This is a genomic window from Nostoc sp. NMS7 (genome assembly GCF_017115085.1).
Classification (GTDB): domain Bacteria; phylum Cyanobacteriota; class Cyanobacteriia; order Cyanobacteriales; family Nostocaceae; genus Nostoc.
On sequence record NZ_JABXKJ010000213.1, the window covers coordinates 16143 to 36585 of the forward strand.

At 42.2% G+C, this 20443-nt stretch carries 15 protein-coding genes; 9 read left to right on the forward strand and 6 right to left on the reverse strand.

What is annotated here, in order from left to right; genetic code table 11:
• Window positions 1-23: 23 nt before the first annotated feature.
• The gene (locus tag HWQ38_RS25120) at window positions 24-1343 is read right to left on the reverse strand and encodes a hypothetical protein (protein ID WP_292798999.1); all 1320 of its coding nucleotides are present in this window, start codon (window positions 1341-1343) and stop codon (window positions 24-26) included.
• A gap of 1116 nt (window positions 1344-2459) precedes the next feature.
• Between HWQ38_RS25120 and fmt the strand changes: the two genes are divergently transcribed.
• Window positions 2460-3455 (forward strand): methionyl-tRNA formyltransferase, encoded by a 996-nt coding sequence (fmt, locus tag HWQ38_RS25125; RefSeq protein ID WP_292799001.1) that lies wholly within the window; start codon window positions 2460-2462, stop codon window positions 3453-3455.
• Window positions 3456-3594: 139 nt separating this feature from the next.
• Here the strand turns inward: fmt and HWQ38_RS25130 are convergent, their stop codons facing one another.
• The gene (locus tag HWQ38_RS25130) at window positions 3595-3957 is read right to left on the reverse strand and encodes a DUF6464 family protein (RefSeq protein ID WP_292799003.1); all 363 of its coding nucleotides are present in this window, start codon (window positions 3955-3957) and stop codon (window positions 3595-3597) included.
• A 110-nt stretch (window positions 3958-4067) separates the two neighbouring features.
• Window positions 4068-5579: an FAD-dependent oxidoreductase gene (locus HWQ38_RS25135; RefSeq protein WP_292799005.1), complete on the reverse strand. Its 1512-nt coding sequence runs from the start codon at window positions 5577-5579 to the stop codon at window positions 4068-4070.
• 406 nt (window positions 5580-5985) lie between these two features.
• On the opposite strand from HWQ38_RS25135, the gene HWQ38_RS25140 reads away from it, so the two are divergent.
• The 4 genes from HWQ38_RS25140 to HWQ38_RS25155 all read left to right on the forward strand — a co-directional run bounded on the left by HWQ38_RS25140 (window position 5986) and on the right by HWQ38_RS25155 (window position 10111).
• A complete protein-coding gene (locus HWQ38_RS25140; protein ID WP_292799007.1) occupies window positions 5986-6888 on the forward strand; it encodes a class I SAM-dependent methyltransferase in 903 nt (300 codons plus the stop codon).
• Between the two features lie 174 nt (window positions 6889-7062).
• Window positions 7063-8877: a molybdate ABC transporter permease subunit gene (gene modB / locus HWQ38_RS25145; protein ID WP_292799009.1), complete on the forward strand. Its 1815-nt coding sequence runs from the start codon at window positions 7063-7065 to the stop codon at window positions 8875-8877.
• A 446-nt stretch (window positions 8878-9323) separates the two neighbouring features.
• Window positions 9324-9713 (forward strand): hypothetical protein, encoded by a 390-nt coding sequence (locus HWQ38_RS25150; protein WP_292799011.1) that lies wholly within the window; start codon window positions 9324-9326, stop codon window positions 9711-9713.
• Between the two features lie 83 nt (window positions 9714-9796).
• A complete protein-coding gene (locus HWQ38_RS25155; RefSeq protein ID WP_292799013.1) occupies window positions 9797-10111 on the forward strand; it encodes a type II toxin-antitoxin system VapC family toxin in 315 nt (104 codons plus the stop codon).
• A 168-nt stretch (window positions 10112-10279) separates the two neighbouring features.
• On the opposite strand, the gene HWQ38_RS25160 is transcribed toward HWQ38_RS25155, so the two are convergent.
• On the reverse strand, window positions 10280-11470 hold the full coding sequence (locus tag HWQ38_RS25160) for an aminotransferase class I/II-fold pyridoxal phosphate-dependent enzyme (protein WP_292799015.1): 1191 nt from the start codon (window positions 11468-11470) through the stop codon (window positions 10280-10282).
• A 246-nt stretch (window positions 11471-11716) separates the two neighbouring features.
• Here HWQ38_RS25160 and HWQ38_RS25165 point away from each other — a divergent pair, with 246 nt between their 5' ends.
• Entirely contained in the window at window positions 11717-12316 is a 600-nt protein-coding gene (locus HWQ38_RS25165) for an MBL fold metallo-hydrolase (RefSeq protein ID WP_292799017.1), read from the forward strand.
• A 137-nt stretch (window positions 12317-12453) separates the two neighbouring features.
• Window positions 12454-13554 (forward strand): bifunctional diaminohydroxyphosphoribosylaminopyrimidine deaminase/5-amino-6-(5-phosphoribosylamino)uracil reductase RibD, encoded by a 1101-nt coding sequence (ribD, locus tag HWQ38_RS25170; protein WP_292799168.1) that lies wholly within the window; start codon window positions 12454-12456, stop codon window positions 13552-13554.
• Between the two features lie 118 nt (window positions 13555-13672).
• On the opposite strand, the gene HWQ38_RS25175 is transcribed toward ribD, so the two are convergent.
• Both HWQ38_RS25175 and HWQ38_RS25180 read right to left on the reverse strand, forming a co-directional pair.
• Entirely contained in the window at window positions 13673-15529 is a 1857-nt protein-coding gene (locus HWQ38_RS25175; protein WP_292799019.1) for a serine/threonine protein kinase, read from the reverse strand.
• 397 nt (window positions 15530-15926) lie between these two features.
• Window positions 15927-16991 (reverse strand): hypothetical protein, encoded by a 1065-nt coding sequence (locus HWQ38_RS25180; RefSeq protein WP_292799021.1) that lies wholly within the window; start codon window positions 16989-16991, stop codon window positions 15927-15929.
• Window positions 16992-17482: 491 nt separating this feature from the next.
• Here HWQ38_RS25180 and HWQ38_RS25185 point away from each other — a divergent pair, with 491 nt between their 5' ends.
• Complete coding sequence (locus tag HWQ38_RS25185; protein ID WP_292799023.1) at window positions 17483-19411, forward strand: alpha-amylase family glycosyl hydrolase; 1929 nt, start codon at window positions 17483-17485, stop codon at window positions 19409-19411.
• A 242-nt stretch (window positions 19412-19653) separates the two neighbouring features.
• Window positions 19654-20385, forward strand: coding sequence for a hypothetical protein (locus tag HWQ38_RS25190; protein ID WP_292799025.1), 732 nt, complete (start codon window positions 19654-19656; stop codon window positions 20383-20385).
• Window positions 20386-20443 lie beyond the last annotated feature (58 nt).

Below are 20443 nucleotides of genomic sequence, written 5' to 3' on the forward strand. Positions count from 1 at the left end.
GAGTAAACAAGATTTTTTATAACCTATCGGTAAGCTACTTGTGGTCCTGCCCAAATTTCTGTAACCTTTTTACCAAAGGTAATCGGCTGATCATTGTCTGTTGTAGTAACAGTCTTGCCATCATTAGCAACTTGGATTAGTGGCCAGTTTTCTTCGCCCAATTCACCCGCACGAAATAGCACATTATCCGGTTGGCTTTTACTCCAACCTAACAATACGGCAATTTTTTCATGATCTTCCTCATGAGCAGGAGCAACTGTGTTAGCCTGATTTTTTTGCCGATCCCAAATGACTGCACTATCTGTCGAATCACCTGTGTTAAATATACCTTCAAACTTGCGTGCTAAAAAGCGATCGCCTTTTTCCGACCAGCTAACTGGAACTAATACCCCAATCTGACCATTTGTATCAGTTTCTTCTGACTGCGCCGCCTTTGCAGCCTTTATCTTTAATAAAGGATCGTTAACAGGAGCAGTTGAAGCCATCACCCACAACCTTTGGGTTTGCATATCTTGGACAAACAGAATGCTGGTAACACGGCTGTTGTACATTTGGGGTTTTACCTCTAATTGCACCCGGCTATAAACAGCATATTTACCATCTGGAGAAACCACGGGTACGCTGCGGAAGTGACGCATTCCCGAACCACCCTTGGAAGCAATTGCCTCTTGAGTCGCTGTAATCCATTTCCAAGGAATAGGATGAGGACTACCTATGGGATCTATTTGTTCTGCTTGGGACTCATCGCGTGGTTCAGCAACAGGTATTTCTGTCGTTGTGGTTGGTTGTGATTCTCTCAGAGTTGGTGCTACTTGAGTTGCTGTCAATGATTTATTAAAAGAGTTTTCTTTCGAGAGATAATTTTCTTGGACTTTCAAAGACTGGATATTAGCAGCTTTAAGTTTTCGGATTAAATTAAGTTGACTAACAGGAACATCTGTTAATGGTGCAAGTTCAACTGCTGCTAAAGGATCAGGAACAGTTAAATCGCTGTTTGACACATAACTATCTGCTTGATCGAAAGACTCAATTTTATCTGCTGGTAATACTTGCGGTTCCTGGACAACAGTAGTTTGTGTTGGCACAGAGTCAAATTCTTCTGTTAAGGAGTTGATTTGATCTGTTTTTAATATTTCAGCTATTTTAGGTTCCCCAACTACAGCTATTTCCTTTGATACAGAGTCAGACTCTCCAGTTCTCGAAGTTACTTTAGCTACTTCGGATCTGGCTGGGGTCGAGTGACCTGATGCCCCTAGCAAGGGTGCGATTAGTATCACAACGACAACGTAATTAAGAAATGGTTGCGCGCGGAACCATCCTGACAGCAAAAGGGGTTTAAGCATTTGTAGACTCTCTAGAAGGGGCGGTTGCTATGTGCTATGTGAGAAGCAATACCTATGCAGCAATGGGGCAGCCAGTAATTATATGTATAACAAGAAACTAAAAGCAATGACTAGATATCTTCTTCAAAGTTTCCAGAGGTTTACAAAAATTAAGTATCATTGTCCACAGCTTTTTTTTACTCAAGTACTGAATGTTTGGTTGCCAAAATATGCAAATATAGTAAATATGCTGAAAACTCAGTAATTACTACATGATATATAATGTTGCTATACCCAACTAAACCAAAAACAGGTATTAGTCAAGGGATATTCAAGGTATAGTTTGGGCTAATGAAGCTGACAACCAAGGGTGAGATGACTCAGTTATTGGGGATCGTACTAGCGATCGCTAGTACGCAGCAACTAAGGCAAGTTTCACACTAGATATAACAGCGCCAACCCCGATAATGGTAAACGTGAGGCGTTACGTGAATTAAGCTGGCAAAGCGGATGTATTAATACATCATACTCAGAAAATCCTGCTGTCAGCAACCCCAATTTAGAAATGGCGATCTTAACTACAAAAATAGCTATAATACGCAATAGTTTTTTAGAAACCTAACTGCATTTAACGCCAATTTGCGGATAAATAATCAGGAACACAACTAAACTTACTCGGTAGATGCTCTAGGAGATCGTGAGGAGACACCACTAAACGATGAGGCTCTCCTTAGGCAGATGCAGTTGATAGTAGCTGTTACACTTATTAACTTAACTATTAAGTTAATCAAGCAGCCTTGGGTTTGACCAATACGAAAATATTGTACCACCAAACAGCCGATATGATTTACAGCAAATCAACTCTGCTTTGCAAATGTTTGGGAACATCTCAATGAGTGTAAAAAGTTTTGTAAAACTTCACCCCAACCCTCTCCGTGGGTTCGGAGAAGGTTGGGGTGAGGGTTCTCATCTGGTATATTTGCTTTCACTGAGATGCTCCGAACTGTTTTCCCCGATACAGGAGCCTGCTAAATCCTGGCTTGGTGAATTCCATTTCAATATGCAACTTATATATTGTCAGTTATGAGCAGCGCACTTACGATTAATTAATAACTAACGACTAACAACTATTTATTAATGAAAATTGTATTCTTTGGTACACCACAGTTTGCTGTGCCCACATTGTCAAAGTTATTGAATCATTCAGAATTCGAGGTGTTGGCAGTTGTCACCCAACCAGATAAACGCCGGGAACGCGGAAATAAACTTACGCCAACAGCAGTAAAAGCGATCGCTACTGCTCACAACTTACCAGTATGGCAACCCGAACGGGTGAAAAAAGACACTGAAACTTTAACCCAACTCAAACAGTTAGGCGCAGATGTGTTTGTTGTTGTCGCCTATGGACAGATTTTATCCTCAAAAATCCTAAATATGCCCAAGTTAGCCTGCATTAATGTGCATGGCTCGATTTTACCCAAATATCGCGGTGCAGCGCCGATTCAGTGGTGTTTGTATAACGGTGAGAGCGAAACGGGGATCACAACCATGTTAATGGATGCGGGGATGGATACTGGTGCAATGCTCCAAATCGCTACTACACCCATTGGATTACTGGATAGTGCCCAAGATTTAGCCGACAGACTAGCTGTGATCGGTGGGGATTTGTTGGTGGAAACTCTGTTGAAGTTGGAACGCCAGGAAATTCAACCAATTCCTCAAGATAATTTGGCAGCTACTTATGCACCTCTGATTCAAAAACAAGATTATGCTTTGGATTGGTCAAAAAGTGCTATCCAATTACACAATCAAATCAGAGGCTTTTACCCTAACTGTACCGCTACCTTTCGTAACAATCTGCTGAAAATCACCGCTTCTGCTCCCCTTGGTTCTGTAGGCGATCGCAATCTCCCACCAGAATTACTGCATAAATTGCCTGATTTGTCAAATCTATCAGACAAACCGGGAGTTGTAGTGAGCATTACCAAAGGAATTGGGGCGATCGTCCAAACTGGGGAAGGTTTATTGCTGTTGCGAGAGGTTCAGCTAGCTGGTAAACGTCCCCAGTCGGGATGGGATTTTGTTAATGGTACCCGCTTAACTGTGGGAGAAGTTTTTGGTGCGGGGAGTTGAGGGGTTGTCGATTTTAGATTTTGGATTTTGGATTTAAGGAAAAATTCAAAATTAAATTACTTTCAATTTTAGATTTTGGATTGAAGGAAAAATCTAAAATCGTTCGACTGAACGCTCACGACAAGTCTAAAATCCAAAATTAAACGGCTTCTAACTTTTCATAAAAGCGGCAAGATTTGCAAGGGCCATCTGGATTGACTGCACAGCGAATAATTTCTGAATGAGCATTGTAGCAGCAGGTGGCATCACCGATTACCCAACGTCCCGCTACCAAACTTTTCTCAGATGGTCGTTTCGCCGACTGTACATAAATCGCAATATTATGCAAGCGGTAGCGCCCAGATTGAAGTTGGTATCTATGGCGGCGCTCTAAAACCGCATAGGTTTTACCTTGAAAATCGAGATAGTTTCCAGGTTGGGGTGTCCAATCAAGTTGCACTCTGCCAAGAGACTCACGCGGATGCATCAGAATCACCTCGGTTTGTAAAGAGTCTGGCTCCATAAGCTATGTTATTTGATTTACATTATGCGATCGCTCTCTTTAGCTTACCGAATTTAGATTACAATTAATAGTTGACTCTTATTGTGAGAAATATACAGCTACCCTACAGATTACGGCAACCAAAAGTTAGGTAGGATAGATTTGCCGAAGTCATGCCAAGTTTGGTTAAGCGATCGCGCGACTTGTATATGCACTTCATCCTCTTCTACGGCTAAAATCTCAGATGGCTGACCTTCTCCCAAATAAGACACCACCAAATTCGCCGCCTCCAAACCAGTAACATAAGCCTTTTCCTGTGACCAGGAACCATGACGGGTTACAATCCAATCGCCACTCATAAACACATTCTCAAAACTTGTCTTAGCGGGTAACATATAACGATAGCTACCAGGTGCAAAGTGAGTCACTGCCTGAGATAAGCGAATTACACTGCTATCAATTATCTTTGCCTCTCGAAACGCTGGCACACAAGTTGCTAAATAACCCTGAATTATTGGTAAAATCTCCTGATCACTCAAACCCAGAAACTGATTCGCGTGATAAAAATCGGCTTCAATCACTGTTCCTGGTTCATCCCGATATTCATCATGTAAAGCATTCAAATCAAAAAACGTCCAACCTGTAGTTGCATCGAATCCAAAACAGGCATTAGAAGGACGAGGAACATCAATTTTCCGGTCAAACCATAGTCGCGTTGCTAAAACATCAATTGCTCCTAAATTGCTCAAATTACGGAATTCTTCACGGCTTTGTAAACTAGGGCTAGTTGAGACAATTTTCTTCATCCCCGTGATTCCAACCGCAAAAATTACAGCATCTGCTTCAATTACTTCATCACCGCAAACCACACCCTTGGCTCGATGATTATTATCAACAATTAAGTCTGTAACTCGGCGCTTGGGTAACACTCGCGCACCTGCTTTTTCGATACGTTCCACCCAAGGACGAAATATCTTTTCTCCAACAGTTCCCCGACACCAAACTACATCAAAATCTGGTTGATGAGCCAGAATAAAAAAGTAAAGCATCCCTAAAGTTGCTGCGGCTGAACATTGTTCACCAGGGGCAAACAAGCCCACTAATAACATTGGTTCAAAAGCCTCGCGGTAAAGCCGTGCCGAAACATTAAAGTCTTTGAATAATTCACGGGCAGTTACAAAGTCATAGCGCCGCCAAGCTGCATCAGAATTGTCAAAATCAACAACCGCATAAAGTAAAGGTAGGGCGCTAAGACGGTCAATTAGTGGCAGCCGCTTAAACTGAGTGTAGAGAAAAGTTCCTAGTGGGGAGGGGAGTCGCGGTAAGTCTTGAAAAATCGGTGATTCAACTTCCAAACCTGCTGGCGAATATTGCGAAGAACGAGTCCAAGTAGTAAAAGGATTAATTTCTAATTCATTGATTAGGGAAAAAATATTTTTGTAAGGATACCAAAAGCCATGAATGCCAGCTTCAACAGATTTTCCGGCAGCTGTTTGCCAACCTGCCACCAATCCACCGGGATAGGGGCCTGCTTCTAGAAGTGTTACATCATAGCCTTGTTTTGCCAAATGGTAGGTTGCTCCTAAACCAGCCCAACCTCCACCTACAACTACCACCCGTTTTTGTTGTAACCCTTCTACCATCACAGCCTCCAATTGTTGCAGTCCATCAACTAATGTATCCGAACTTATGTTCTGAATCAGGCGACGGTTTGCTATTATAGCGGTTTTCCTTTGGATGCAATAGGGGCTTTGGTAGCACAGCTGTCATGCGTGTTAACTTAGGAATAAGAATTAAATAACATCCAATTTATGTCCCTGGCTTACCTCACCCTCAATCCCTCTCCTGATAAAGGAGAGGGAAGCTAGATACAGGATGAAGTTTTGCATTTTATTTAATCCACGTTCCTTAACATTAAAAGGGCTAATGGAATTCCCCTAGCTCTGAAGAAAGGCTAAGTAAAGGAGTTCAGTAAAAATCACTTGCGGTTCATGCTGAGTTAAGAGTATAACAGAAAACAGACTTAACTATTGACGAGGAATAATTATAATGACTCAATTAGCAAATGGAAAATTCAGTCTAAATGACTTTGAATTACGAGATGGCATTTATTTTCCTAGCGACTACGAACAGTTGAATAATACTCAACATAAAAAAACGTGGGACGCGATTGGTAAAACATATTATGGTTCCCAAAAAGTTGAAAAACTTGCAGATACATCGCCCATAAAACAAGATTATACTCTGCTAACTGGCACACCTGGAGGTACTTGGAATAAATTCCCGTTGAATAAATCTGTTGGTTCTATTTTAGAGATTGGTTCTGGTTATGGTCGCGCACCTTTGCATCTTTCTAAAGCGAAAAATCTGAAATGCGAAAAATATTATGGAATTGATATTTCTGAGCCTTTGTTGCGGCGGTTAATCAAGGTTAAACAACAATATAATTTTTTCCCAGAAGCTGAATTTAACTTGATTTGCGATTCTGCTGAAATATTGCCTTTAGAAGATAATTCTATAGATTTGGTCATTTCTAACTGCGTCTTTATGCATATCCCAGATGCACAATTAAGAAAATTGTTGGCTGACATAGTTCGCGTACTAAAACCTGGTGGGATTTTTGTTTTTAATCATTCCTTTCACAACAAATCCTGTCCTTCTCATATTATCCATAATTTTGTGAGAAAGCTGAACCCATTTGTGAGAAATCCAGTTTATCTTAAACAATATTCTGCCTCTGAAATAGAGGAAATGTTAGCTACTGCTGGGATGAAAACGAAATGTCCACAATACATTGTCGAACCAACGCAAGAATATGCAATTTTGCCGGAAACTATTAAAGGAATTCCAGTACCATTTGCTAATGCTATCAATAGAAGTCTCAAGCCATCAGGTAGTTTAAAGGAAACTTTGGCTTATGGTTTTAGTGCCTACAGCAGTCAACTGGATTAATTACAGCTATTTTCAGGTAAATAGACCACGTTGTAGGGGCACAGCAATGCTGTGCCCCTACAGCATTGTCTAGTTTTTGCAATTTTCTTTATTATTTATTAGGTAATTTACCAACATACTGGTAATAAAGTTGGTAGATTATGGATTAGTTGAGCTAATTCTTTCCAGACAACTATGCCATTGGATTTATCGCCTCTTTGGATATCACTCAAAACTTCATTACTTGCCACATTTATCACCTTCTTTTTGGGTATCGCTGCTGCCTACTGGATGCTGGGATATCGTGGCAAAGGTAAATCGTTGATTGAGGGTATCTTTATTGCGCCACTGATTTTGCCCCCCACGGTTGTCGGTTTCTTGTTGCTACTATTTTTTGGGAAAAATGGCCTCGTAGGGAAACTCATGCAGGCTTTTGACTTCACCATCGTCTTTACTTGGTATGGTGCAGCGATCGCAGCTACTGTAGTTTCTTTCCCTTTAATGTATAAAACTGCACTGGGAGCCTTTGAACAAATAGATGGTAATCTGCTGCGAGTAGCCAGAACCCTTGGTGCAACTGAAGCCACAATCTTTTGGCGCATCAGTTTACCCCTAGCAGTATCTGGGATTGTAGCCGCCACAATGCTAGCTTTTGCCCGTGCTTTGGGAGAATTCGGGGCGACGTTGATGCTAGCTGGTAATATTCCCGGACAAACGCAGACAATCCCAATGGCGATTTATTTTGCTGTGGAAGCGGGAGCAATGAACGAGGCTTGGTTTTGGGCGATCGCAATTATGGTGATTTCTCTATCTGGAATTATTGCAGTCAACTTCTGGCAAGAATTGAGGGAAAAGAACAGGGGACTGGGGGGACAAGGGGGACAAGGGGGACAAGGGAGACAAGGGAGTGAATCATCTTTATTGTCTGCACCGTCGTCAACAGTTGGACTTTTTGTAGACATCGAAAAACAACTGCCGAGTTTTCATCTCAGGGTGTCTTTTAATAGCAATGATCAGCCTTTGGGATTGTTAGGGGGTTCTGGAGCAGGTAAGAGTATGATTTTGCGCTGCCTTGCGGGGATAGAAACGCCCACTAGAGGACGCATAGTTTTAAATGGCAGAGTCCTGTTTGACTCCGAACAAAGAATTAATCTACCCAGCCGCGATCGCCGCATCGGTTTTTTAGTGCAGAATTATGCGCTGTTTCCACATCAGAGTGTGGCGCAAAACATCGCTTTCGGCTTGCCCAAAAAACTATCTGCTGGAAGTATTAGAGTGCAGGTAGAGGAGCAACTAATAGCGATGCAGTTGCAGGGATTAGGCGATCACTATCCGCACCAACTTTCTGGGGGTCAACAACAACGGGTAGCCTTAGCCAGAGCTTTGGCAAGTCAACCGGAAGCATTACTTTTAGATGAGCCGTTTTCAGCACTTGATACCCATCTGCGTAGCCAATTAGAGCAGCAAATGACAGAAACTCTAGCTGACTACCAAGGTGTGACTTTATTTGTCACCCATAATATGGAAGAAGCTTATCGGATTTGCCCGAATCTGTTGGTATTGGAGCATGGTAGAGCCATTCATTATGGCAGCAAACATGATATTTTCGAGCATCCTACTACCGTTAGTGTCGCCCAACTTACCGGATGTAAAAACTTCTCCCGCGTTGTTCTCCAGTCATCACAACAGGTAGAAGCGACTGATTGGGGTTGTACTCTTCAAGTAATTGAACCAGTCAAGAGCGAATTATCCCACGTCGGCATTCGTGCCCATCAGTTCATTTTTACCAACGACTCATCACAGGAAAATACCTTTCCCTGCTGGGTAGTGCGAACAAGTGAAACGCCCCATCGAATGACGTTGTTTCTCAAATTACATTCGCCTGCCAAGAATTCTCAAGATTACCATCTGCAAGCTGAAGTCTTCAAAGAAAAATGGGCGACGATGAAAGACCAACCTTTTCCTTGGTATGTGCGTTTAGATCCTCTGCGGTTGATTTTGATGGAATGAACGCAGAGATGTACGGCATATAGGGAAGTTTCAAAAATTGCTCCAATCTTATAGCGTGAGATGCTCACCGAATTTTAGACTTTAAATTTTGGATTTTGGATTCAAAATCCAAAATTTAAAAAGGTCTGAAACCGCCGAATTTAAACGCGAGAATAAATCTAAAATCCAAAATCTAAAATTACTTGACTTGCCCCTGATTTTAAACATGGGGTCAATCTAAAATCTAAAATCCAAAATCCAAAATTGTCTGACAATGACCGTGAACGACTGATTTACATATTCCGCGAAGCAGCTTATACCAATTCATACAAACCCTGATACATATAGATTTATCGTAGGGGCACAGCATTGCTGTGCCCCTACCAACGTATTTGTCTGATTATTAAAGTAAAACGGTATTACCAGTATTTCATAGAGGAAATAAAAAGTAGGAGGAGTTCAGCGCCATGACCAGCCAAACCACAGAACAAGCTTTTGAAGTTGCTATACTATACTCCTTGATTGCTATTATTAGAAAAGGCTTGGTAATAATTAAATCTATGGTTATCAATTTCTCCCCCGTAACGCTACCTGAATCTGAGAATCTGAAGTTACATATCCTAGTGGAACGTAATAATGAAGGAAATGTAACAGCTTCTGTCCTGGAATTTCCCAACACTCAGGTTGAAGCACCTACTCAAGAACAAGCTGTACAAGAATTGAAAAAACTTTTGTCAACTCGTCTTGAGAAGATAAAAATTATTCCAGTAGAAATTCAATTACCTCAAAGCGAAACAGAAAATCCCTGGATTAAATTTGCGGGTGTGTTTCAAGACGATGCATGCAGATTTTGCTGAAATTGCTGATAATCTCAGATCAGAACGTAACTCAATAGATGAAGATTAAAAGCTGAAGGTTCGCTCCAGATTGAGAAAAAATGATGAGTCTTTATATACTTGACACAGACCATGTTTCGCTTTTACTTCAAGGAAACCAAGGTGTTATATCTAAAGTTACTCAAGTTTATCCCAATCTGACTATCACCATTGTCACAGTTCAAGAAATTTTTAACGGGTGGGTAGTCAAAATTAATGACCGGACTGAATCTGCCAACTTGGTAAACCTTTACACTAAACTGTGGACTACTCAAGAGTATTTCAAAGGAGTGAGAATACTCAACTTTGATACTACTGCCTACACTTGCTACGAGGGTTTACTTAAAAAAAACCAGCAACTAAATAAAAAAAGACTATAAAAAGATTTGCGAATAGCTGCAATCGCTCTTTCAACAAATGCGGTGATGGTTACTCGTAACCAAAAGGATTTCTCTCAAATTCCCGATTTGGTGCTGGAGGATTGGACACAGTAAAACAGAGAAATTTCAACAAAATGACCAGCCAAACGACAGGAGAAGAGAAGAATGTTAAGATGTCGGTTGTAGAGTTGATTGCAATTTGAGTAAGCGAACGCTGGCTGATTGTAATGTCTCAGGTCTTTTGCTGAAGCAGAATCTGATCAATGAATGTCCTTTTTCTGCTTGGCTGAAAAAGCTGGAACCGGGAACTACGGCAATACCAATCTCTTTAATTAGATGGTAAGTGAATTCAATATCTGTTTTGTAGCCGAATTTGGAAATATCTGCAAGCACATAATAGGCTCCTTGGGGAACGAAATAGGGAATGCCAACTTGATCTAGAATCTGTAAAATACTGTCTCGCTTCTGGTGATAAAGTTTGGCTAGTTCTTCATAATAGGATGGTGGCAGTTGCATGGCGGCAACTCCGGCTCGTTGCAATGGTGCAGGAGCGCCAACGGTGAGGAAATCATGGACTTTGCGAATCGCTCCTGTCAATTCGGGATTTGCCAAAATGTAGCCGACTCGCCAGCCGGTGACACTGTAAGTTTTAGAAAGGCCGTTGATAGTAACAGTGCGCTCTTCCATGCCGGGAAGGGTCGCTAAGGCGATATGTTGAATATCGTCATAGAGAATATGTTCATAGATTTCATCAGTGAACGCTAACACATCCCACTTTTGACAAAGTTCAGCAATTAGGGTGAGTTCTTCACGGGTGAAGACTTTACCTGTGGGGTTGTGGGGTGTGTTGATAATAATCGCTTTAGTATTGGCATTGAAAGCTTGACGCAACTGTGCTTGATCAAATGTCCAATCGGGGGGATGCAGTGTCACGTAGCGGGGCGTAGCACCAGCTAAAATTACATCAGGACCGTAGTTTTCGTAATACGGCTCAAATATAATTACTTCCTCACCGGGATCAACTGTCGCCAGCATCACAGCTGCCATTGCTTCTGTGGAGCCGCAGGTGACGGTGATTTGGGTTTCGGGATCGATATCTAAGCCCAGATACCAACGGACTTTTTTGGCGATCGCGTGACGAAAGGGGCGATCGCCCCAAGTGATGGCATACTGGTTGACATCTGCCTCTATTGCTTCGTAAGCTGCCTGTTTCAACTCCAAGGGACAGGGAAAATCAGGGAACCCTTGCGCCAGATTCACTGCATCGTATTGCAGCGCTACCCTGGTCATTTCTCGAATCACCGACTCTCTAAACTGGTTTGCCTTCGCTGATATTTTTTGGCGCACAATCTCACTCACCCCTATACCTCCGTTCATCTCTATTGCGGTTATGCAGGAATTTCTCTAAATCCGCTCAAATTCATAATATCGATAGATTCATCGTAGTATACTCAAATTTCAGATCCAGAGGAAGGATTAGAGAGATGAGGAAGATGAGGGAGATGAGGAGAATAACCCATGCCCCATGCCCAATGCCCTTATTATCTATATACTTAATTATTGAGATTAATAGTCAATTATTGAAAATACTGATCCAGAATCATCATGAAATCTTTGCACCGTCCCGATCTCTATAGCTGGTCTAATTTCAATCCGGCAAGAAATATTGATTTCAATGGGATTGCCTGGATTCGCCCAGATGGCAACATCTTGATTGACCCAGTAGCCCTATCAAACCATGATTGGAATCATCTGAAATCCCTCGGTGGTGTAGTTTGGATTGTGTTGACGAATTCTGAACATATCAGGGCAAGTAAAGAAATTGCTGATCAAACCTATGCTAAGATTGCCGGTCCTGTGGCAGAAAAAGACACTTTCCCCATACATTGCGATCGCTGGCTGTCTGATGGTGAAGACTTAGTACCAGGACTTCAGGTGATTGAACTCCAAGGCTCGAAAACTCCCGGTGAATTGGCTCTGTTATTGGAGGAAACAACTTTGATCACAGGGGACTTAGTACGGGCACGCAAAGCAGGTAGCTTAACGATTTTGCCAGATGACAAGCTGCTGAATCGAGAGGAGGCTGTTGCTTCTGTTCGCAGGTTGGCTCAACTGAGTCGGGTAGAAGCTGTGCTGGTGGGAGATGGTTGGCCAGTCTTCCGAGATGGGTGCGATCGCTTACAAGAACTTGTAGCGACGTTGTAAATGGATGGGTAGCACACCTAGCTGTGCTACCCTACAGGAGATTGTGGTTCAATATAGATGATAAAAGGCTGTAAGAAGAATTGTTTGGATCAAATTCTCCTATAAAGGAAAAGGTAGGAACTGACTTTGACTCTCGCATGATGCTGCGGTGTTTATCACTTGCTTGCCGCGCTTTAGGACGCACTTCCCCAAATCCGCTAGTGGGAGCGGTGATTGTCAAGGATGGCGAGATTGTAGGGGAAGGGTTTCATCCTCGTGCAGGTGAGCCTCATGCAGAAGTGTTTGCCTTGAAAGCCGCAGGCGTTAGCTCTCGTGGTGCAACAATCTATGTCAACCTCGAACCTTGCAATCACTACGGACGTACTCCCCCTTGTTCGGAAGGATTGATCCAAGCAGGGGTGGCAAAAGTGGTGGTGGGTATGGTTGATCCCAATCCCCTGGTAGCTGGAGGTGGTATTGCCCGTTTACGGGCGGCGGGGATCGAAGTCTTGGTAGGAGTAGAAGAGTCAGCTTGTCATCAGCTAAATGAAGCTTTTGTACATCGCATTCTCTACAAACGACCTTTGGGAATTTTAAAATATGCCATGACTTTAGATGGCAAAATTGCCACCACCTCTGGTAATAGCGCCTGGGTGACAAGCCAAGATGCCCGCAATGAAGTACATCAACTGCGAGCGGCTTGTGATGCAATAATTGTCGGTGGTAATACAGTCCGACAGGACAATCCTTACTTAACCAGCCATCAGGTGGGGGCACATAATCCCCTGCGGGTGGTGATGAGTCGCCATCTCAACTTACCCGAAAGCGCCCATCTGTGGGAAACTGCGGATGCTCCAACTTTGGTGTTGACAGAGGAGGGTGCTAACCCCGATTTTCAAGAACTGTTGCTCAACAAAGGGGTGGAGGTAGTGAAATTCACATCACTTACACCAGATAAGGCAATGACTTACTTATATGAGCGGGGTTTTTGTAGCGTTTTGTGGGAGTGTGGTGGGATCTTAGCTGCAAGTGCGATCGCTCAAGGAGCAGTGCAAAAAGTTTTAGCATTTATCGCCCCGAAAATCATTGGTGGTAGCATTGCTCCCACACCTGTAGGCGATTTAGGTTTTACTACCATGACTGAGGCGTTGTCTCTAGAACGTATTCGTTGGCGTGTAGTCGGCTCTGACTGCTTAGTGGAAGGTTATTTTCCTCAAAAAGTCAATAGTAATAACAGTCATCAAACCTCAATGGAATAATTGGCTTAACTCTCTTGAGATTACACAATTGCGATCGCAGTTTACAACATGAAGTAGAAGCTGAGACAAGTAAGCTAAATTTAAAATCTAACTTTTGAGATCAACTTTTTCCAGGAAATTAACACCTTTTGCCTGTCGATGGACTCACAAAATCATGTAAATCTACATCCCAAATGCTGATGTAAATAAAATCACATTCTTGGCGGATAATCTGACCTTTAACTGAGCCATTCTTGAAACTAAAATTATCTGACTGGCGCTGTTGTACCTGTTTTAGTCCCTGCTTAATTTTTTCAGTGGCTTGCCCATCTAACAATCCATTCAAGGTAGTCTCCATTATCTGTGGATCTACCGATTGGGCAAAAGATACCTCAGTTTGACGCAGCACTTGAGAATTACGATCAAATAAGTAGCCAAGGTCAATTTTATCTGGCACAAGTTTGTAAACGACAGCACGGGTTTTGCCCCATGAGCCTCTTAAATCTTGATTTGGTTTGCCGAGGGTAGCTTCTACGATGTTTCTTGCTGTCCCTGTAGGGAATGCGGGAACGCTTTCTCTGCTAATAGTGGCAGCTAATTTACTGCGCGGTTTGTTCTGTGGGGTGGAACGCGCTTTTGGTGTGGGAACTGTGTTGGTATTGCCCAGATTCGGCATCGCCTCTTTCTCTGGTTCTGGCTGTGGTGTGGATACTACTACTGGTGCTGGAGTATCTAAAATTACAGGCTTCTTTTTTCGCTGTGGTATGGATACAACTAGGGGCTTAAAGGTTGGCAAAGGATCGGGAATTACTGGCTGTTGTGGTCGTGAGATTGGTACAACTGGAACTGGAGAAGTTTGGGAAGATACAGACGGTTCGGGAGATGGAGAAGTCGTGGGCAAAGATTCTGGTGATGGGGTGGGACTTGTGGCAATAGTTATCTCTGGTTGTTGCTGACGAGTGATGCTAGAAATTGCGATCGCACCAACCAAGCCGCCTACCAGCAAACTACCAATAATTACAGCAGGTTTTTGCCAGTTTCCCCCAGAGTCAGACTGGGCGATTGCAGAATTTTTTTGCGGGGAATATAATGGCTGAGTTTGCCTCGGTGTTGCAGTAGGAGAAAAACTGACTGTGGAAGCATTTGCAGCTAACTCACTCGGTATATTAGTAGCAGACTGCAAGGCGTGTAACATTTTACTAGCAGTACTGTAGCGATCGCCAGCATGAGGCTTAATTGCTTGATTGATTACCGCCGCAAATTCGGAAGAGACCTTAGGGGCGTACTGCTGCCAAATTATTTCGCCAGTTTTGGGATCAGTTAGTAGTTGTTGTGAATGTTTACCAGTCAGCAGATAAATTGCCGTTAAACCTAAGCTATAGATATCAGTGGCGTAAACTGGACGGCCAACGGCTTGTTCACTAGGCATATATCCAGGCGTACCAATGACGAGCGATCGCGTCGGGTATCCTGGAGAATTCCCCACTGAACGAATTGTTTCTTTGACTGCACCAAAATCAATCAAAACTGGCTTGCCATCACCAGAACGCAGAATTATGTTATCTGGCTTGATATCCCGGTGAATAATCCCTTTGCTGTGAACATAATCTAAGACTGAAAGCAGACTCAAGAGAATTTGCCGAACAGTAGTTTCACTCTCAAATCCTTTGGCTTCGACAATTTTTGTTAGGGTTTGGCCGTGAATCCATTCTTGGACGAGGTAAAACTGCCCGTTCTCAGAAAAGTAGGCGTAGAGTTTAGGAATTTGATGACTACTTTCACCCAAATATTCCAACGTTGCTGCTTCGCGTTCAAACCGTTGTTGGATAAGTTGGTAGGTTTGCGGATCATTATTGGTTATCGGTTTGAGTTGCTTGATCACACAGCGACGGCGAGAAGGCATGTGGATATCTTCTGCTAGAAAGGTTTCGCCAAACCCACCAGCGCCGATTACCTGAATAACTTGATAACGATTGTTCAGCAGGGTTATTGTCATGAAAAATTACAAGCGTAGACACCGGAGACATTTCGCCTCTGGGCTTGTCGTCAGACATCGCCCTTTTCAAATGTACATCAGATGAGTTCATCAGTTATGGATATTGAATTAAGAACGCCATCCGTTCCCAATAGTTTTAGGACTTACACCCTGTACAAATTCATCATGATGTGCATTAGCGATGCATCGGTTGTTTCAGGCTTTTCTTAATTATCTTTTGCTCTGCTGTAGGGGTAAAGCAATGCTCATGCGTGTCAACTTAAGCCTTGGCGAATGGAATTCGCGGCTACACAAACAAAGTCCACCTCCGTGGACTAATACAAAATCAAAGATTCTTAACCCACGTTCGCCCTTGGCGTTCCACAGGAAAGGTGAACCCTTTTTGCGGTGACATCGACTAAGTGAACTCTATAGTCTCAACAAACTCTAAAATACTCTCCTTGATGTCTTCAGCTTCTTCTTCAACAGAATCGGGAGTTTCGCCGTTAATAAAGCTGTGCTGACTACTAACTATATACAAAAATTCCCCACTGATAAAGGTGAGCAGCCCTCGGTAAGCGTCTAATCTGATCGCAGTTCCATTATTTTCTTGCTTAGAAATCGTCGAACCTTTGGGCATATCGATTAACACGTAGTAAGCGCCTCGCAAAGTATCTTCCAGATATTCAGAATACTCCACAGAAGCATCTGGTACATTAGTAAAAATCGCTTGGGGTACATACTTGTCTACTAAGATTGTTTGTAAATATTCTTCTTGTCCAACAGACTCCAGTTCCTCTAACTGTTCCAACGGGAAAGGATAATAATCGATTCTTAGCAAAGTACCGATGTCATCGGAAAAGCCAACTACTCCTTCCTGACTTTGAATTCTACCGCCCTGCTGCGGATCAACCGGAATCGCCACCCTAAAATTACCTAAAGGTGATTGATATATCTGTTCAGTAAAATCTTCTATGACTACTGTTTCATCTTCATCATCTGCATCTTCATCATCTGCATATTCTTCCTCTTCTGCTTCTTTAAAGGCTGCAATTACCTCTTTGATGATTTCCTCTGCTTCTTCATCCTCAAGTTCCAAGGCTGCTTGTAGCTTTTTGAGATAGGCTTGTTTCGATTTGGGGATGGCGAGTTCATCGTCTAAAAGCACTATTACCCCGGCGGCAAAACCATCCAGCACTAATTCATCTGAGACAGATACTTTGGCGACATTAAATAAAGGCCCAATTCCCTCTTCTTCTGCAATGCCGATGAGTCGATCAACTATTTCTGTGATTTCATCTTCTGAGTATTCCTCGAAAACCTCGAATTCCCAAAGGATACCTGCTAAACTTTCTGCATCTACATCTTCAATGGATGAATCAGCGATCGCCGTGACAGTTGCGATCGCCGCCACCGCTTCCTCTGCACTTAGTGATTCCTCTGATGTCTTTGCTGAGTTAAAAACCTTCTCATATTTGGTCATAATTGCTACCTGAATTAATTGCTTAATAGTAATAACAGATTGAAAGTGACAATGGTCAGTTTACCTTACTCAGTGCTGAGTCAGGTAAAAGTACTCAGCACCCTTGATCAATGGAGCGAATCTTGTAGAGAAAAAGTTGGCTAATACGTGGTTTAATCAGTATTGCTCAGGTGCAACCGAACCTTGCTGACTCTTGGAAAATCTGTTGTCAAATATACACTTAAACCCTAAATAGGCTCAATATTTACTGCAAGTTACTTTGACTAGATATTGTAAATTTTTGTTATAGCGTTAATAATTGCTATATTCCTTTGTTTTTATCCTCTAGCAGATGAATTATATCTATCGATAGAATTATAAACTAGCTAGCGATAGATACCTACACCGTGGGACGGATGTCACAATACAAAAGTTTGTAGTGACACACAATACTCGAAAGGTTGTAGTGTTTGTTCTACAAGTATGAATTACATGAAATTTTGAGTTTTTTTATGGTACAAACCCCTCCATCTCAGTTTTCACCAGATCAATACAAAGTTGATTCTGCACAAGAAAAAGTAGACGCTATTATAGAAACACCACCATCAGAAACTGAGATTGACCTAGAGTTTCTTTACACTAGAGATATTGAATTTCGTCAGGAAACGATTTACTTTCTTGTGGTCGATCGCTTTTATGATGGCGATCCAGATAACAGCGAAGGTGCAAACTCAGAACTGTACGATCCAACTAGACAAGAGTGGGGTAAGTACTGGGGTGGCGACTTGCAAGGTGTGATCGACAAATTAGATTATCTCAAAAACATGGGAGTGACTGCCCTTTGGCTAACTCCACTATTTGAGCAGGTTGAAGAGTTATTTGTTGGCAATGCAGCGCTACATGGCTATTGGACAAAAGATTTTAAGCGGCTCAATCCTCGCTATATTGCTGACGGAGAGAACCCTTCTTTAAACGCCACCCAAGAAGAAAAAAATACAACCTTTGATCGGTTAATTGCGGAACTGCACAAGCGGAATATGAAGTTGGTGCTAGATATTGTCTGCAACCATAGCAGCCCTGATACTAGCGGTAGCAAAGGCGAATTGTTTGATGATGGTGTCAAAATTGCTGACTTCAATGATGATGTCAATAATTGGTATCACCACTATGGCGAAGTGCAGAACTGGGAAGACGATTGGCAAGTACAGAACTGTGAACTATCTGGTTTAGCAACCTTTAATGAAAACAATACCGAATATCGAGAGTATATTAAGTCAGCAATCAAACAATGGCTAGACCGGGGTGTGGATGCACTGCGGGTGGATACTGTCAAGCACATGCCCATCTGGTTTTGGCAAGAATTCACTGGCGATATGACCAATCACAAACCAGATGTATTTATATTTGGTGAATGGATTTACAGTAATCCTAGTGACGATCGCTCCGTGGAATTTGTTAACCACTCAGGGATGACACTTCTAGACTTTGGCTTGTGTGTAGCAATTCGAGCCGCACTAGCGCAAGGTTCAGAAAATGGATTCCAAACAATTCAATACATTTTTGACCAAGATTATCGCTATAACGGGGCAACAGAGTTAGTCACCTTCATCGATAACCACGATATGTCCCGCTTCCAATCGCTGAACCCCGATCCAGCGATGTTGAAGCTAGCGATCACTTTAATTATGACATCTCGCGGCATTCCCTGCATTTACTACGGTACAGAACAGTATCTGCATAATGATACCGATGGCGGTAACGACCCGTATAACCGTCCGATGATGGAAAGTTGGGATACTGAGAGTGAGATTTATCGTTGCATCAGGCTGCTGTCTGGCTTACGGCGACTGAATCCCGCCGTGTCAATGGGTAGCCACTGGCAAAAATACTTAACACCCGACGTTTACTGTTATGTGCGCCGCTATCGTGACTCCCTGTGTTTTGTCGCTTTAAACCGGGGAGGAGAAGTTACCTTACCAGAAGTAGAAACAGAATTACCCGATGGCGAACATACCTGCGTGGTGACTCGCAACAAGTATGAGGTAAAAGATGGCAAGATTTATAACCTAGTATTAGAAGAACGGGGAGCGCTTGTTTTTAGCCACGTTGGGGAACGGATAAAAGCACAGACAATTGTCCGCGCCCAACTGACTGGCGTCGATACTAAACCCGGTGAAATCATTGTGGTGACAGGAGATTGCCCAGAGTTGGGTAACTGGGATATCAGCAAAGCATATCCTTTAGAGTACATCAACTCAAATACCTGGTCTGCTGAGATTCCCTTTGATGAAAGTGCTGGTAAGCTGATTGCTTATAAATATGCCATGTGGCGGGAAGGGCGATCGCCTCTGCGGGAAAATCTCGTCAATCGTCGGTGGGTGATTGCCAAAGAAGGTACCGTTAAATGGCGTGATACCTGGGCATCGGGAAGAGAATCTTAGAAATTTCAGATAAACATGGAAGTGTGAAGGAGCAAAATTTTCATCCGTCGCACTTCATTTCGTTCAAATTACAAGACTCAGATCCCCGACTTCTTAAAGAAGTCGGGGATCTCGTTGTTTACGAATGATTAAGTAAGGCTATACATTTTAGCTTACAGTGATCTGGATCACACCATTTTGGCAGTGAGAATAGATAATATCAAGCAGATAAATACCTAATAACTGTCAAAAAGACAAGATAAATGGTAATGCTTGAACTCTTACTAAAAAACCAATTAAGCGCTCCTAAAAAACTAGAATTTAAAAATGAAATTTTGGCACGGGTTCAACGACGAAACCCAGAAGCTTTAAATACCGAAATAAATTTTTATAAAACTGAGTTACTTCCCTATTTTATCAAGTTGACCCAACAGAATCATGTTTTCAGTGTTACAGAGCAATTACGACTTTTAGTAGGTGTTTGGACACCAATCTGGTCTAGCATATCGTTTCATGAAAGTTTACCGAAAAGAATACAAGATCAGTGCTTCCAAATTTTCCAACAAGATGGTTACTGTGCCAGTGTAGCTCGTTATATACTAGGAAAAGAGTCAGCTTTATCCGATAATTTTCAACAATCAAAATTACCAGCTTATGATTTCATGGTAATCCAGAAATATGAAGTTAAAAATGGGAAATGGTATCTTCAAAATATTGATAGATTTCAGGCTTTTAAAAATAGAGAAATTCCTTTAACTTTAGAATCAGTTTACAACTGGTTTACTAATGTAGTTAACACGAAAGTCAAACCGAATGCGTCAAAAGCTCTGAACTTAGAAAATCTAGAGATCAATCATGTTAATGAATTTCAAAAAACATACTTAGCAACTTCTCAAGTATTTGAGCATTTATATATAGATAATGACTGGCGACTTGTGAAAACTCAAACAGATGCCTCACATCTACCTAGTTACACAATTGCTGTGAGGAGGTAATAATTGTAAGATGTCTAGTACAGCATTGCATTGGGCGAAAATATGATAAATGTCGCTG

Bases quoted from the DNA above. Each gene is read 5' to 3' on its own strand.
- HWQ38_RS25140 (WP_292799007.1), top strand. From the start codon at position 5,986: ATGACTCAATTAGCAAATGGAAAATTCAGTCTAAATGACTTTGAATTA.
- HWQ38_RS25165 (WP_292799017.1), top strand. From the start codon at position 11,717: ATGAAATCTTTGCACCGTCCCGATCTCTATAGCTGGTCTAATTTCAAT.
- modB (WP_292799009.1), top strand. From the start codon at position 7,063: ATGCCATTGGATTTATCGCCTCTTTGGATATCACTCAAAACTTCATTA.
- HWQ38_RS25130 (WP_292799003.1), bottom strand. From the start codon at position 3,957: ATGGAGCCAGACTCTTTACAAACCGAGGTGATTCTGATGCATCCGCGT.
- fmt (WP_292799001.1), top strand. From the start codon at position 2,460: ATGAAAATTGTATTCTTTGGTACACCACAGTTTGCTGTGCCCACATTG.
- HWQ38_RS25190 (WP_292799025.1), top strand. From the start codon at position 19,654: ATGGTAATGCTTGAACTCTTACTAAAAAACCAATTAAGCGCTCCTAAA.
- ribD (WP_292799168.1), top strand. From the start codon at position 12,454: ATGATGCTGCGGTGTTTATCACTTGCTTGCCGCGCTTTAGGACGCACT.
- HWQ38_RS25185 (WP_292799023.1), top strand. From the start codon at position 17,483: ATGGTACAAACCCCTCCATCTCAGTTTTCACCAGATCAATACAAAGTT.
- HWQ38_RS25180 (WP_292799021.1), bottom strand. From the start codon at position 16,991: ATGACCAAATATGAGAAGGTTTTTAACTCAGCAAAGACATCAGAGGAA.
- HWQ38_RS25155 (WP_292799013.1), top strand. From the start codon at position 9,797: ATGAGTCTTTATATACTTGACACAGACCATGTTTCGCTTTTACTTCAA.
- HWQ38_RS25135 (WP_292799005.1), bottom strand. From the start codon at position 5,579: ATGGTAGAAGGGTTACAACAAAAACGGGTGGTAGTTGTAGGTGGAGGT.
- HWQ38_RS25150 (WP_292799011.1), top strand. From the start codon at position 9,324: ATGACCAGCCAAACCACAGAACAAGCTTTTGAAGTTGCTATACTATAC.
- HWQ38_RS25175 (WP_292799019.1), bottom strand. From the start codon at position 15,529: ATGACAATAACCCTGCTGAACAATCGTTATCAAGTTATTCAGGTAATC.
- HWQ38_RS25120 (WP_292798999.1), bottom strand. From the start codon at position 1,343: ATGCTTAAACCCCTTTTGCTGTCAGGATGGTTCCGCGCGCAACCATTT.